Genomic DNA, 14,937 nt, shown 5'->3' with positions numbered 1-14,937 from the left:
CCCTAATAAACCACCTGTCACGCCGTTCAGCACTCCCCCAAACCTCCGGTACCAGTGGCGGTGGTACCGGCGCCGCCCGAGACCGCTACGCCAGCACCGGCGCCCGCGGTTGCACCACCGAGCGCACCCGTCACGGTATTGACCACGCCGCCAACCGTCCCAGTAACGGCGCCAAGACCGCCAGTGCCGCCGGTCGCACCGCCCAAGGTGCCGGTCACGCTGTTCACCACACCGCCTACGGTGCCCGTTACGGCGCCAAGACCGCCAGTACCGCCGGTAGCACCGCCCAAGGTGCCGGTCACGCTGTTCACCACACCGCCTACGGTGCCCGTCACGGCGCCAAGACCGCCAGTACCGCCGGTAGCACCGCCCAAGGTGCCGGTCACGCTGTTCACCACACCGCCTACGGTGCCCGTCACGGCGCCAAGACCGCCAGTACCGCCGGTGGTGCCGCCCAAGGCACCGGTCACACCGCCCAAGGCACCGCCAAGGCCGCCATTCCCGGTGCCCGGGCCGTTCAGCACCGTGCCCACGCTGGTGACGGTGTCACCCAGGCCACCCACACTGATGGCGAGGCGTTCGCCGACCGGGTTGGTCGGGCCAGGGTTGGTTTGCGCACCAAGGCTGGTAAGCGCACCGCCGAGGTTATTGGTCACACCGCTGACCACGGTACCAAGCCCGGTTGCAGCGCCCACCTGCTGCGTCACACCCAGCGCAGTGTCCACCACCGGCTGCACGACGCCGCCCACGGTGCTGGTAACCGTAGCAGTGAAATAAGGGGCAGGTCCGTTGTTGACGGAACCAGTACCGCCGACCACAGGCCCGGCCGAAGCCAGCAGGTTGCCCACACCTAACAGGTTCAAGGCGGTGGTACCGACCACGCCATCCGGGTCATGTACGGTCAGGCCACCGCCGACACCGGCGACCACCCCGCCCACGGTTTCCAGAACCCCGCCAGTACCTGGTGCACCGCCGCCATTGGCATTACCGCCGCCTACCAGATCACCCGCCTTGCCGGCGATATTGCCCACGGTTCCGGCCAAGCCGCCAGCCAGGTCGGTCACCGGATTGCCACCCGCACCAGCGACCTGCTGGCCGACAGAGGTGACGGCAGTACCTACGGTTTTCAGCACCGAGTTGAGCGGCGCACCGAGGCCGGTGGCTTCGCCCAAGGTCCCTGCAGTGTTTTCCACCAGCGCCACAAGTTGCACAGCGCCGGTATTCAACTGCTGGGTAACATTGTTCAGCGGGCCGGAAGAGGTAGCACCGCTGATAGTGTCGCCTAAGGCGACCACGGTGGTGCCCAAGGAACCCACGACACTGTTGACCACGGGTACTTGTTCGATCGCACCGCTGTTGGCCAGGCCCTGCACGCCGCTGCCGAGTTGCGCAACACCGGCGCCAACGCTGCCGAGCGTATTGCCGATCGCGTTGTTGCCGGTACCGAGTTGGCCCAGGCCCGAACTGACGCCACCACCAATGGTGGAGACGGTAGCCCCCACACTGCCGACCAGGCCACCGGCGCTATCGCCCAGTACCGGCAGGCCATTGACGCTCCCACCGACGCCGCCCACGGCATTGCCCAGTGCCGAAACTGCAGAGCCTGCCTGATCTACCACCTGGGCGGTAATCAGCGGATTGCTGGTGGTGGTGCCGGTTCCACCAGTAGAACCATTGCCGCCTGTACCGCCTGTACCGCCTGTACCGCCTGTACCGCCTGTACCGACCGTGCCCCCTGCTCCGTCGGTGCCGCCCGTGCCACCGATGCCACCGATCACCGTTCCTTCACCGCTGCCACCGCCACCCGAACCGCCGCTTCCGGTTCCGGCGCTGCCACCACCACTGCCCGCAGTACCGCCGGTACCGCTGTCGGTGGTGCCCGAGCCGGCGTCGCCGGTCGCTGCATCGGCCGCGGTCGGTGAAGACTCGTCAACCACGCTATGAGAACCGCCACCACCGCTGCTGCATCCCGCCGCGAGGCTTACAGCCATCACCAGTGCCAGTGCCGAACTTGCTTTCATCCACGCTTGAGTGTTCATGGCGACTCCATTGCTTTCGCTGCCGCTGCTTTATGTATGCGGAAACTCCAGTACGGAACATCCGCGTTGGTGCAGCTATCTCAGTCCGGCGGGCGTGGTGTCACAACTCTGAACTTGGTATTAACCGGATATATACGTCGGTGATGGCAAAAAAAACCCATATTTTTCAATGAGTTGAAAATTGAGCCTGGCCTCGTTGATGGCATTTCGACTTTCGCGCTATAACCATTTGACGGGTATCTGGCGTCAGGCAGCCGTGTCCTCGCGTTCCTTTTACACGGGCGCTCTACGGCGCTCAGTCGCTGACCTGGAATGTCAATCGGGCCGTTTGGCCACTAGCGTCGAGTACGCTCAACTCGTAATGCCCGGGCTCGTCGAAGCGCGTTTTCAGCGTTTCCTGGCGAGCGGTTTCACCGAGCGGAGTGCCATTAAGGAACCACCAGCGCTGCCCATCCCCACCGAGGGCCGACAGCTCCAGTTGCAGGGTCTCTTGACTGGTCGCCGGGCGCCTTAGCTGATCGCCCTGGCGCACCCCGACGATCGACAACGGCGGCGCACTGGCCGGTACCTGCGGCGGGCAGTCCGGGTCAATGGCCGGCAGCCGGGCGTCGCGCCGCTCGGCGCGGCTCAGCCAGGGCTCCAGTGGCGCCGGCCAGAGGGCGATATCCCGTGATCGGGCACCAGCACAGGTGGCATCGACACGCAGGCCCTGGTCGTTGACCCAGACCCGCTCCAGCAACCCCACGCCCAGCGGCTGGTCCTGTGCCAGCAGGGTCGGCGGCGTGGTGCCGTCAAGGGTCCAGGCAAAACGCTGGCGCCGACAGTTGCCATCGCTGCGTGCCAGCGGCTGACCCAGCGGCCAGCAGATCGCCGCAACACCAACGCTGGCAGGTACCGGCGGAACCGGCGGGCGAATGCCGCGCTGGCTGTCGCGGTTGCTCAATACATCATGCACCTGCAGCATCAACGGCGCCGCCGAGGCCAGGCCGAACTGGCCCGGTACCGGCGTGCCGTCGGGACGGCCGATCCATACGCCGATCAGGTAACGCGGGCCGACGCCGATCGACCAGGCGTCACGGAAGCCGTAGCTGGTACCGGTTTTCCAGGCCAGTTGCGGCCGCTGCACCAGTTCCGCATGGGGATCGCGGTCCGGTCGTGCCTGGCCGCTGAGGATGCGCCGGACGATCCATGCCGCGCCGGGGAAAGCATGCGCCGCTGCACCAGCGGTGCATCCGGTTGCAGGCGCAGGCTGGCGCTCATGCCGTCGCGGGCGAAGGCGCTGTAGCCGGCGACCAGGTCTTCGAGGCGACTGCCGCCGCCGCCAAGGATCAACGACAGGTTGGGCTCGGCCAGTGCCGGCAGGCTGATCGCAATGCCGCCGGCACGCAGTTGCGCGGCGAAGCGCTTGGGGCCGTAGGCTTCAAGCAATTGCACCGCGGGCAGATTGAGCGACAGCGACAAGGCCGAACTGGCCGCCACCGGCCCGCTGAACCCCATGGAGAAGTTGCCGGGGCGGTAGTCACCGTAGCGCCGCGGTACGTCCTGCAGCAGCGATTCGGAATGGATCAGACCATCGTCCATGGCCATGCCATAGAGGAACGGCTTGAGGGTCGAGCCAGGCGAGCGCCAGGCACTGACCATATCGACATGGCCGAAGCGGCGCTCGTCGTTGAGGTCGATCGAGCCGAGGTAGGCACGCACCGCCATGGTTTCGGATTCCACCACCAGGATCGCCGCCGAGGTGCGCTCGGGCAGGCGCGCGCGCCAGCCGCCGAGCAGGTCCTCGAGGCGGCGCTGCAGCGAGGCATCCAGGGTAGTGCGGATCAGCGGCGGACTGTCGGGGCGATTCAGGCGCCGGGCCAGCAACGGGGCCAGCGCCGGCTCCTGGCGCGGAGCGAGGAGCAGCGGTTCTTCCATGGCTTCACGGATCCGTTGCTGTGGCCACACCTGATAGTCGCCCAGGCGTTGCAGGACCTTGTCCCGGGCCGCCGTCGCACGCTGCGGATGACGATCCGGGCGCAGGCGGCTGGGAGCCTGGGGCAACACCGCCAGCAGCGCGGCCTCGGCAGGGGTCAGTTGTTGCGGCGACTTGCCAAGGTAAGCCCAGCTCGCCGCCGCCACGCCTTGCAAGGTGCCACCGAAGGGCGCGCGGTTGAGGTAGATCTCGAGGATCTCGCGCTTGGACAGGTGCCACTCCAGTTGCACGGTGCGCCAAAGCTGGCGCAACTTGCCGGGCAGGGTGCGCGCATGAGGGTCGAGCAGGCGTGCCACCTGCATCGACAGGGTGCTGCCCCCGGACAGCACGCGGCCACCGCTGAGGTTCTGCCAGGCGGCGCGACCGAGGGCCAGCGGGTTGACCCCGGGATGGCTGTAGAACCAGCGGTCCTCGTAGGTCAGCAGGGCTTGCAGGTAAAGCGGCGAGACTTCATCCACCGACACGGGATAGCGCCACACACCATCGGTATCGGCGAAGCGCCACAAGGGCGTGCCGTCCTCGGCCAGCACCACGCGAGCCAGGTCATCGGCCGGCAGCGGCAGCGGCCAGAGGCGGTCGGCCAGCCACAACAACGCGATCAGGCCGACCGCGGACAAGGCTGCGATACTCGCCAGCCGGGACTTGCGCCCGCGTGGCAGGGCTAAGCTGAACATGGACGGGAACCGAGGCGGCCCGATAATGGCCAAAGGCTGGAATGCAGCGCGAATGCTGTGACGATCATCAGGACACGACCATGCGGGTAGAAGGTTTTTTCGAAGGGCTAGGAGAAGCGCTGGGCGCAGCGATCAAGTTCGTGGTGGACCTGCTCAGCGGATTGTTCGCCATGCTGGCCAATGCCGGGACGAAGTTCATCGACGGGCTGGCGAGCACCCTGGGCATGGATACGTCGCTGATCAGCATCCTGATCCTGATCATCGGCTTGATCCTGCTGTATTCGGCGGTGCGAGCGTTCATGCGGGCATCGGTGATTGCCGGGATCATCTGGGCACTGCTGGGGTTGTGGGTGTTGAGTTGGGTGGTGCATTGAAAGGCATCGCTGGCAAGCCAGCTCCCACAGGATTTGTGGGAGCTGGCTTGCCAGCGATGAGGTCCTGACAGCCTCAGCGGCCCTTGATGATCATCTCCCCGGCACTCTCCCCCACCGCCTGCCAGTCCGGCCGGTACATCGACTCCACCTGCGCCGGCGGAATCCGGTAGCTGCCCGGGGTCACCGCCCGCGCCAGGTACAGCAGGTGGGTGGTGCCGTAGCCATCCAGGTTCAGCGCGGCGACATAGCGGTCATCGCGATACTCCTGGTGCACCACATTGGCGTTCTCCATCGCCTCGCGCCACTGCTTCACCGCGCTGCTGGCGTTGTCCAGGCTGGCGGCGCTTTGCGCCAGGTTCTGGTTCTCCAGCTCGAGGCCCGCCGGCAGCAGGTCAACCACCAGTGCATCGGGAACCCGCTCCTTGGCCTGGATCGCCAGGTGCACCAGCACCAGGTCGCCACTCTCCAGTGACTTCAGGTCCAGCGCCTGGCCATTCATGCCCAGGTACTCGCGGCGGATGCTCATGTTGTTGCCGCTGGCCGGCGGTGCCTGGCGTGGGTAACCGGACAGGGTCAGGCGCTGGTACAGGGTCTGGTCGCCATCATTGCGCACGCTCAACGGCGAGGCCAGCAGCGGCCCCTGCAGGTGCAGGCCGGATTGTTCCGGGCCCAGTTCGCGGGTCTGCCCGGCGCTGTCCAGTTGCGCGCTCCACTTGCCTTCCGGCTGCTGCGCCAGGCCACGACCGGCAAGGAACAGGGCATTGCGTTCCTGGGTCGAGAGCCACTGGCTGCCAGCCAATTGATCGGACAGCTTGAACAAGCGGTCCGGGATGTCCTTGCTCGCCAGCTTGTATTCGTCGAGCAGGGCGATGATCAGCGCCTGATCACGCAGCGAGCTGCCGTAGTCGGCCAGCCAGCCCTTACCGCGACCTGCGGCAAGTCCGGCAAGCAACGCCTGCTCGGCCCGCGGCTTGTCGCCCATGGTGTCGAGGGCGATCGCCAGTTGTACCAGCGGCAGGCCGGAACGGGCATCGGCACGGCGCTCGAACAGGCTACGCAAGGCACCCAGCGGCGCCTGCTTGCTGCGCGACAGCACCAGCGCTGCGTAGGCCTGCACGGCGAAGCGGCTGTGCTCGGCATTCTCGCTGTAGTTGACCTCGATCAGGTTGCGCTCCTGCACATAGCGCAGCAGGCGCTCGCTGGCTTTCTTCAGCGCCTCGGGCGGCACGGCGAAGCCTTGGTCGCGGGCGCGCAGGAGGAAGTCGGTGACATAGGCGGTCAGCCAGTATTCTTCCTCGCCGTCGGAGCTCCACAGGCCGAAGCTGCCGTTGTAGCGCTGCATGCCCAGCAAGTGCTCGATGCCGATTTCGATCTTGCGCTTGCGCTCGTCCGCCGGCTCGCCGGTGATGCCCAGGCGTTTGAGAGTCGCGGCATCGGCGTAGAGCGACGGGTACAGGCCGCTGGTGGTCTGCTCGGCGCAGCCATAGGGGTAGGCCTTCAGTGCGCGGATCTGCTCCGCAAGGTTCAGCGGCGGACGGCTGGACAGCGCCAGGGTGCCCTCAAGGCCGGCCGGTTCGAAGGTCGCCAGGTCCTGCTCGGGTAGGGTCCAGGGCTCGCCGCCGTTCAGCGCCACGCGGTAATGCTTGAGCTGCGCCGGGTAGGCCGGGCGGATGCCCAGGGTCCAGTCGCGGGAGAAGCCGGTATCGGTTTCGCCGGCAGCACCAGGCCATCGACGCGCACGGTGACCCGGCCTTGGCCATAGCCGCCGGTGGCCTGCACCGGGATCTTCAAGGTGACGCGCTGGCCCTGCTTGAGCTTGAGCGACTGATGCGACGAGCCGAGCAGGTCCAGCTGGCCTTCGGTGGCCAGGGCCACGGCGAGGGTCTGGTCCTGACCGGACAGGTTGGACAGGTCAAGGGCCAGGCTGGTGCGGTCGCCGCCGGCGAGGAAGCGTGGCGCCGACAGCTCCGCGATCAGCGGTGCGGCAACCACTGTCTTGGCTTCCGCCACGCCGAAGCGGTCCTCGCTCCAGGCCTGGGCCATCAGGCGCAGTTCGCCGTTGAAATCGGGGATGTCCACCGTGGCCTGGCCCTTGCCATCGGCGTCCAGGCTCACCGGGGCGCTCTGCAGGGCGACGATGGTCACGCTGGTGTCCGGGCGCTTGCCGCCCTTGGCCATGCCGGCGTCACCGCCGAAGGCCAGGCTGGCCAGGCGACCCTGGCCGGCCTCGATCAACTGGCCGTAGATATCCAGTTGGTCGGCGCCATAGGCCTTGCGCCCGAACATACCGGTGAATGGATCCGGGGTGACGTAGCTGGTGATATTGAGGATGCCCACATCCACCGCCGCCAGCAAAACCTGAACCTGCTTCGGCACGCTGCCGTCGGCATTGCGCGCCTGGATGTTCACGGTCAGCGGATGCTTGGGACGCATCTTCTCGGGAGCTTCGAGGGTCACGGCCAGCTTGCGTTGCGCGCGGTCCAGCGGCAGGTGCAGTACGCCCACGGCACGCTTGGGCGTGACATTGGCCTTGCGCTCGCCGGGGCGGATCACCAGGGCGCTGACATAGAGGTCATGCCGGGCCCATTTCGGGTCGAGCTTGATGTCGAAGGCCTTGCCCTCTGCAGGCACGTCGATTTCCTGCCACCACAGCGGACCGTCGCCACCTTCCACCATCAGGTAGCCCTTGCCGGCCGCTGGCGGGGTGACGGTGACGCTGGCAGTGTCGCCGTCGTTGTAGGCCGGCTTGTCCAGGGCCAGGCGCACCTGGTCGGGACGCACCGCGCCACCGTCGGCGTTGTCCTGGGCGCGGTATCCGGCCCAGAAGCGCAGGCTGCTGGTGACGCCGGTTTCCGGGTCTTCCACTTCGACCCGGTACGGGCCCCACTCCACCGGGAAACTGAGCTTGGTGGTGCTGCCCTTCGGCACGCTGACGCTCTGCTCGCTTTCGGTGAGGTATTTTTCGTTGAAGTTGTAGCTCCAGCCATCGCTCTGTGAATAGTTCCAGTAGTAGTCGCGGCGCTCGCGGACCAGACGCACGCGCAGGTTGTCGGCGGCCAGCTTGTTGCCGTCGCGGTCGGCCACCAGCAGTTCGACTTCCACCGGTGCATCGCCGTCGGTTTCCTCGCCATCGAACAGGCCGCGCAGGCCCGGCAAGCGGTCCGCCGGCCAGATTGGCTGCTCCAGGCGTCGGGTGATCGGACGGCCACCGGATTCCTGCAGGCTGGCCTGCACGGTGAGTTGCAGCGGCGAACGGGCCTCGGCCCATTCGCTGGCGATAGCGATGGTGGCTTCGCCGTCGGCGTCGAGGGTGGACTCTTCCAGCTCCAGATCGTGGCTCAGGTCTTCTTCGGTGACCGAGCCGAACTGGTAGCCGGGCAGCGCCGGTACCGCCTCGCGCAGCGGCCGAACGTAGACCTGGCCGCTAAGGCGATTGCCCGCCGCCGGAGCGCCGTAGAGGTAACGGCCATTGACGCGGATCTCTGCGGTTGCATCCGGGCTCAACGGGGTGTCGCTGCCCTTCAGTTCCAGGGCCAGGCGCTCGGGCAGGAAGTCTTCCACCAGCACTTCATAGACCTGCTGACGGTTGCCACCGAGATCGAACAGCAATTGCCAGCGCCCGGTCGGCGCTTCGCCGGCCAGTTGCAACTGGTACTGGTAAAAGCCGTTGGCATCCGCCTCCCAGACGAACTTGCGGCTGACCTGCTCATCCGGGCGACGCACTTCCACATTGATCGGCTGGCTCTTCACCGGCTTGCCATCCTGGTCGCGCAACAGACCGTTGAGCAGGACGGTTTCGCCTGGACGATACAGGTCACGCGGGCCGAACACGAAGAACTGCAGCGGGTTGGCCTGAGGGCCGGTGACGGTGAATTCGGAGAGGTCGAGGGCGGCGCTGTTCAGGCGCAGCAGCGTGGTGTTGGCGCCTTGGCGCGCCAGCAGCAGATCGGCCTTGGGCGGCAGCGGCAGTTGCGCGTGGCCGTCACTGTCGGTCTTGCCCTGGGCGAGCACCTTGCCATCGTGGTCGAGCAGGTCGAGGTCGATCGAACCCAGCGCCTTGCCGCCTTCCAGGGCCTGGGTGAAGACATCCAGGCGGTTGCTGTAGCGGTGCACCGAGAGGCCGATATCGCTGAGGGTGAACAAGGTTGCCGGCTGCGAGTAGTTGTAGGTGCCGGCCTCGCGCATCACCGCCAGGTACACCCCGGCTTCCTGCAATGGCTTGATCCCGGCCATGGGCAGCAGCAGGGTCTCGCGGGTATTGGCCGGCGGGTTGAGGTCGAAGCGGCCGGCATAGACCAGGTCGGCCATGGGCAGCAGGTCGTTGGCTTCATAGCTCTGCAACGAGCTGTTGCGGCCCCAGGCGCCGAGGAAACTCGGCAGCGACTCGGGCTTGATACGGAAGAACTCTACCTCGACCTTGTTCACGTTCAGCGCGATCACCGGCAAGCCCTCGGCCAGGCGGGTCGGCAGCAGCGAGCCACGGCTGGCGAAGCCGATGCTCGGCTGCATGTCGCGGGTTTCCAGGCGACTGATGTATTCGTTGGCCAACTGGTTGCCATTGATGCTGCGCAGGCCGGCGTCGATGGTCAAGACCAGCTTGCGCTGCGGCTCGAGGTGGCGCAGGCGCAACTCCATGCGGTTTTCGGACAGTTCCCAGGCGCCATCGACCTTGCCCTTGGTGGTGTCCACCAGGTGCAGGCGTTCGGCGAAGCGCTGGTCGGCTTCGAGCGGTGCGGAGAAGGTGACCGACAGGGCGCTGGCGCCATCGACCTGGACCTCCGAGACGTCCACCACGTTCAGCTCGCGGCCGGCGTAGCGCTGGGCCAGGGTCGCCTCATCGACCTTCGGCGCACTGGCTGCCGGGCCGGCGGCTTTTTCGGCAGGCGCGGGAGCAGGTTTGTCGGGGGAAGACGAGTCGCAGGCACTCAGCAACGCCAGCGCGCAGGCCAGCCACAATCCTTTGTTCAGCATGGGAGAAAGCTCTCGGGGCAACAGGGGCAGACGGGAAACTATATATCAAGGTCCACGGTTTCACCGGGGAACGCTGCCGAGGTGAGACAGGGTTCACCGAGCAAAGTGCCGTCAGCTGGGTAGAATGGTCGGCTTGGGTTGCGCGGTGGTCCTTTTGCGGCTGCCTCGCGGTCCCGATACTCACAAGGACCTCGCGAATGTCTCTTCTGTTGACCGACTGGCGCCACCGCCCCACCCACCACAAGGTCTGGGCCCTGGCCGCGCCGATGATCCTGTCGAACATCTCGGTGCCGCTGGTGGCCCTGGTCGACAGCACGGTCATCGGCCACCTGCCCCATGCCCACCAGCTCGGCTCGGTGGCGGTCGGCGCCAGCCTGTACACCCTGCTGGTGGGGGTACTTGGCTTCCTGCGCATGGGATCTACCGGCTTCGCCGCCCAGGCTGCCGGCCGCTCGGACGGCGACGGCCTGCGCCAGGTGCTGGTGCAGGGCCTGGGTCTGGCCCTGTTCTTCGCCCTCGCCCTTGGCCTGCTGGCGATCCCCCTCAGCCACCTGGCCCTTGGCCTGATGCAACCAGGCGCGGAACTGGCACAGGGCACGCGGGACTTTTTCACCACCCGCCTGCTCGGCCTGCCTGCCGCACTGGCGACTTACGCCCTGGTCGGCTGGTTCCTCGGCACGCAGAACGCCCGGGCACCACTACTGATCCTGCTGACCACCAACCTGCTGAACATCGTCCTCAACCTGTGGTTCGTCCTCGGACTGGACTGGGGCGTGGTCGGCTCGGCGCGCGCCTCGGTGATCTCGGAATGGGCCGCGGCCTTGCTCGGCCTGGCGCTGACACGGCCTTCGCTGCGCGCCCATCCGGGGCGGGTGGTGTGGCCGCTGCTGGCGCGCTGGCAGAACTGGCGGCCGATGCTCAGCGTCAACCGCGACATCTTTATCCGCAGCCTGGCCTTGCAGGGTGTGTTCTTCCTGATCACGGTGCAGGGCGCGCGGCTGGGTGAAGCCACGGTGGCGGCCAATGCACTGCTGCTCAACGGCTTGCTGGTGACGGCCTATGCGCTGGATGGCCTGGCCCACGCAGTGGAAGCACTATGCGGACACGCCATCGGCGCGGGAAACCGAGACGCGCTGCGGCGCTCGCTGACCGTGGCCAGTGGCTGGTCGCTGATTGCCAGCCTTGGATTTGCGCTGTTGTTTCTGTTCGGCGGGCACCTGTTCATCGCGCTGCAAACCGATATCCCCAGCGTGCGCGAGACGGCGTTCGAGTACCTGCCGTACCTGGCGCTACTGCCGTTGATCGCGGTGTGGAGCTATGTGCTCGACGGCTTGTTCATCGGCGCCACGCGGGCGCGGGAAATGCGCGATGCGATGTTGCTCAGCGTGGTGATTGCCCTGCCCTTCGCCTGGATGGCGCGGGACCTGGGGAACCATGGGTTGTGGCTGGCATTCCTGTTGTTCATGGCGGTGCGCGGAGTAACGCTCGGGGTGATGGGGTGGCGGTTGCAGCGGCGGGATGGGTGGTTTGCGCAGGGCGGGAATTGAGTGTGCTGCTGATGGCCTCATCGCTGGCAAGCCAGCTCCCACAATGTCCCGCGTCGAGTCGGTTTTTGTGGCTGGCAAAACCCTGTGGGAGCTGGCTTGCCAGCGATGAGGCCGGCAGGAGCAATGCCGATCCCTGATCAGCCCACGAAAAAGGCCCGCCCCCGGAATCCCGGGAGCGGGCCTTTTCTACATCGGCAAAGCCTTACGACGACAGGTAGGAAGACCGCGTCAGCCCCAACCGCAAGGCATCGAGGAACTGCGTGCGCTCACGTTCGCTGAGCCGGGCGCTGGCTACCTTGTCACGGTAGTGAGTCATCAACTCCTCCGGCGACAGGTGCACGTAGCGCAGCATGTCCTCGATGGTGTCGTGGGTCTCGATGCCGGCGTGGTACACGCTGCCGTTCGGGTTCTGGTAGATGTTCACCGAGTCGGTGTCACCGAACAGGTTGTGCATGTCGCCGAGGATCTCCTGGTAGGCGCCGACCAGGAACACGCCCAGCAGGTAGTCCTCGCCTTCGTTGACCGCGTGCACCGGCATGCTGGTCTCGATGCTTTGCTCATCCACGTACTGGTTGATCTTGCCGTCGGAGTCGCAGGTCAGGTCCTGCAGTACCGCGCGGCGCAGTGGCTCTTCGTCGAGGCGGTGCAGCGGGATGATCGGCAACACCTGGCCGATCGCCCAGGTGTCCGGCAGGCTCTGGAACACCGAGAAGTTGCAGATGTACTTGTCGGCCAGCTTGTCGTTGAGCTCGTCCAGCACCTGGCGGTGCGAGCGCTGGCGGGCCTTGAGCGAGTTGTGCAGGCGCCGGCACACGGCGAAATAGCACTGCTCGGCCAGGGCCTTCTCGGACAGGCTGATCTTGCCGTCGGCATACTGGGCGGCCACGTCGCTCATGTAGTGGGTGGCGCGCCAGTAGGTTTCGGTGACCATCTCGATATCGGTCGGACCGAGCAGATCGACCAGCCATTGCACGGTCTCCGGCAAGGCTTCCTTGTTCTCGATGGTCGGCACTTCGTCGTTGTGCTTCTCGACGTCGGTGACCTGGATCACCAGCACGGCATGATGCGCCGTGAGCGAGCGGCCGCTTTCCGAGAAGATGTGCGGGTGCGGCAGGCCCTGGGCGTCGCAGAACTCCTTGAGCATGCCGACCACGACACCGGCGTAGTCGTCCATGTCGTAGTTGATCGAGCTGGCATTGCGCGAGTGGGTACCGTCGTAGTCCACGCCCAGGCCGCCACCGACATCGATGTGGTCCACCGGCAGGCCAAGGGCGCGCAGCTCGCCGTAGTAGCGGATGGCTTCCTTGAAGCCGTGCTGGTAGTCGGCCAGGTTGGCGATCTGCGAGCCCATGTGGAAGTGCAGCAGGCGGATGCCCTGGTCGAGACCGGCATCACGGAAGCGCTGGACCACCGAGATCAGTTGCGCCGCCGACAGGCCGAACTTGGATTTCTCGCCACCGGTATCCGCCCACTTGCTCGACGCCAGCGACGACAGGCGCACGCGCAGGCCAACCTGCGGCTTGACCTTGAGTTCGGCGGCTTCCTCGATCACCAGGGCCACTTCCGACTCTTTTTCGATGACGATGAAGACATTGTGGCCAAGCTTCTGGCCCATCAGCGCCAAGCGGATGAACTCGCGGTCCTTGTAGCCGTTGCAGACGATGGTGCCGCCTTTCGGCGCCAGCGCCAGCACCGCCAGCAGTTCCGGCTTGGAGCCGGCTTCCAGGCCGATGGAGACGTTCTGCGTGGCGATGATGTTCTCGACCACCGCTTCCTGCTGGTTGACCTTGATCGGGTACAGCGCGGTGTACTGGTTCTGGTATTCCAGGCGCGCAATGTTGGCATCGAAGGCACCGGTCAACTGGCGCACGCGGTCCTGCAGGATGTCGGGGAAGCGCACCAGCAGCGGCAGCGACAGGCCGCTCTTGCGCAGTTCGTCGACCTGCTCGTACAGGTCGATCGGCGCGCTGCCCGGACCGTTCGGGCGTACTTCGACACGCCCGGCTTCATTGATCGCGAAATAACCCGCGCCCCAATGGCGAATCCCGTAAACACTGCGGCTGTCGGCCACGGTCCATTGGCTGCCATCGTCTTTGCGTGTGCGTCGTACGGACATCGAAGTCCCCTATAAAGAAAGTCGGATAACACCGGCCATGCGGGATGGCGCAGTGTAGAAAATGAAAATGACGATTTTCCCTGTTCGGGTTTGGACCCTTCCCAAGGCAACGAGTTTAGACGCTGGGTGCAGGCGATCAGCCGCCGGATTTCTTCGCCTTGAAGCCCTGCTTGACCAGTTCGCCGAGCAGCAGCTCGACATGGTCGCCCTGGATCTCGATGACGCCGTCTTTCAGCGCGCCGCCGGTACCGCAGCGCCGTTTCAGGGTGCTGGCCAGTTCCTTGAGCTGTTCCAGGGGTAGCGGGACGCCGCTGATGGTGGTCACCGTCTTGCCGCCGCGACCTTTGCTTTCACGGCGCACGCGGGCGATGCCATCACCTTCGGGGATGACCGTCTGCTTGCAGGTGCAGGCATCGATGGGTTGGCTGCAGTCCGGACAGTGCCGACCTGCATCGGTGGAAAACACCAGGCCGCCGAGGGCGGAGAATGACGAGGCTTTCTTGGCCACTTTTGATCCTCACGTTTGAGGACAAAAAACTGGTCGCCGACCCGGGCGGGCCACGACCGCGAAGCCCCACTCTGGCAGGGGCAGCGCACCTGCCGGGAAGGACGCCCCCGGCAGGGTAAAAAGGCCGCGCAGTGTAACGGCAAATGTGCCGCTTGCTAAGTACAGAACTGCGCCAATTTGGACAAATTTCGCGACGTCAGGATTGGCGGTCGAGCGCCCTGGCGAGCGCGGCCAGGGAGTCAGGACAATACGGCAGCCTCAGGGACTCTTCCCAGACCACTTCCGGATTGACGAAACGGGCTTCGCTGACCTCTTCGGGCTGCAGCTGCAAGGGGCCGTCCCACACCGCCGAGAACACCGCGCACCATAGGCGGTTGCCCGGTACATCGAAAAAGAAACGGTCGTGCGCACGCAGTGCAACGCCGCTGACGCCCAACTCCTCCGCGAGCTCCCGCGCCGCCGATTCGGCGTACGCTTCTCCGGCCGCGACCATGCCACCCGCGGCCACGTCCCAGTAGCCGGGATACAGCGCCTTGCTCAGGGTGCGCTTGTGGATGCACAACTGCCCGGCGCTGTTGAACAGGAGGATGAAGGTGCAGCGCCCGATCAGGCCGCGCTCGCGTAGCTCGGCGCGCGGCAAGGCGCCGAGCAGGGTGTCGTCGGCATCGACCCAGGCGACCTGTTCCCGGTCGGAGGCCGCGCGATGCGCCGCCTCCTTCGCGCTGATGGTCAT

General features: G+C 66.0%; 6 protein-coding genes and 2 pseudogenes. 2 read left to right on the top strand and 6 right to left on the bottom strand.

All coding sequences use genetic code 11. From position 1 onward, the window contains the following. Positions 1–26 precede the first annotated feature (26 nt). Together CSV86_RS22595 and pbpC are read right to left on the bottom strand one after the other, a co-directional pair. Positions 27–2,039 (bottom strand): collagen-like triple helix repeat-containing protein, encoded by a 2,013-nt coding sequence (locus CSV86_RS22595; RefSeq protein WP_205346355.1) that lies wholly within the window; start codon positions 2,037–2,039, stop codon positions 27–29. 295 nt (positions 2,040–2,334) lie between these two features. Beyond that, a pseudogene (gene pbpC, locus CSV86_RS22590) lies at positions 2,335–4,688 on the bottom strand (peptidoglycan glycosyltransferase PbpC). Between the two features lie 80 nt (positions 4,689–4,768). On the opposite strand from pbpC, the gene CSV86_RS22585 reads away from it, so the two are divergent. Further along, complete coding sequence (locus tag CSV86_RS22585; RefSeq protein ID WP_009398740.1) at positions 4,769–5,062, top strand: hypothetical protein; 294 nt, start codon at positions 4,769–4,771, stop codon at positions 5,060–5,062. A 73-nt stretch (positions 5,063–5,135) separates the two neighbouring features. On the opposite strand, the pseudogene CSV86_RS22580 reads toward CSV86_RS22585, so the two are convergent. Then, positions 5,136–10,033: pseudogene (locus CSV86_RS22580) on the bottom strand (alpha-2-macroglobulin family protein). Positions 10,034–10,230: 197 nt separating this feature from the next. Here CSV86_RS22580 and CSV86_RS22575 point away from each other — a divergent pair. Further along, positions 10,231–11,580, top strand: a complete 1,350-nt coding sequence (locus CSV86_RS22575) for an MATE family efflux transporter (protein ID WP_009398736.1) — start codon at positions 10,231–10,233, stop codon at positions 11,578–11,580. 202 nt (positions 11,581–11,782) lie between these two features. On the opposite strand, the gene speA is transcribed toward CSV86_RS22575, so the two are convergent. The 3 genes from speA to CSV86_RS22560 form a co-directional block, all read right to left on the bottom strand. Then, positions 11,783–13,696 (bottom strand): arginine decarboxylase, encoded by a 1,914-nt coding sequence (gene speA / locus CSV86_RS22570; RefSeq protein WP_009398734.1) that lies wholly within the window; start codon positions 13,694–13,696, stop codon positions 11,783–11,785. Between the two features lie 136 nt (positions 13,697–13,832). After that, on the bottom strand, positions 13,833–14,204 hold the full coding sequence (locus tag CSV86_RS22565) for a translation initiation factor Sui1 (RefSeq protein WP_009398733.1): 372 nt from the start codon (positions 14,202–14,204) through the stop codon (positions 13,833–13,835). A 196-nt stretch (positions 14,205–14,400) separates the two neighbouring features. Continuing rightward, on the bottom strand, positions 14,401–14,937 hold the full coding sequence (locus tag CSV86_RS22560; protein WP_009398732.1) for an NUDIX hydrolase: 537 nt from the start codon (positions 14,935–14,937) through the stop codon (positions 14,401–14,403).

The sequence above is a fragment of the Pseudomonas bharatica CSV86 genome (assembly GCF_000319305.2).
Lineage (GTDB): Bacteria > Pseudomonadota > Gammaproteobacteria > Pseudomonadales > Pseudomonadaceae > Aquipseudomonas > Aquipseudomonas bharatica.
Note: the sequence above shows the minus strand (reverse complement) of the source record. Positions and strands in the feature narration are given on the sequence as shown.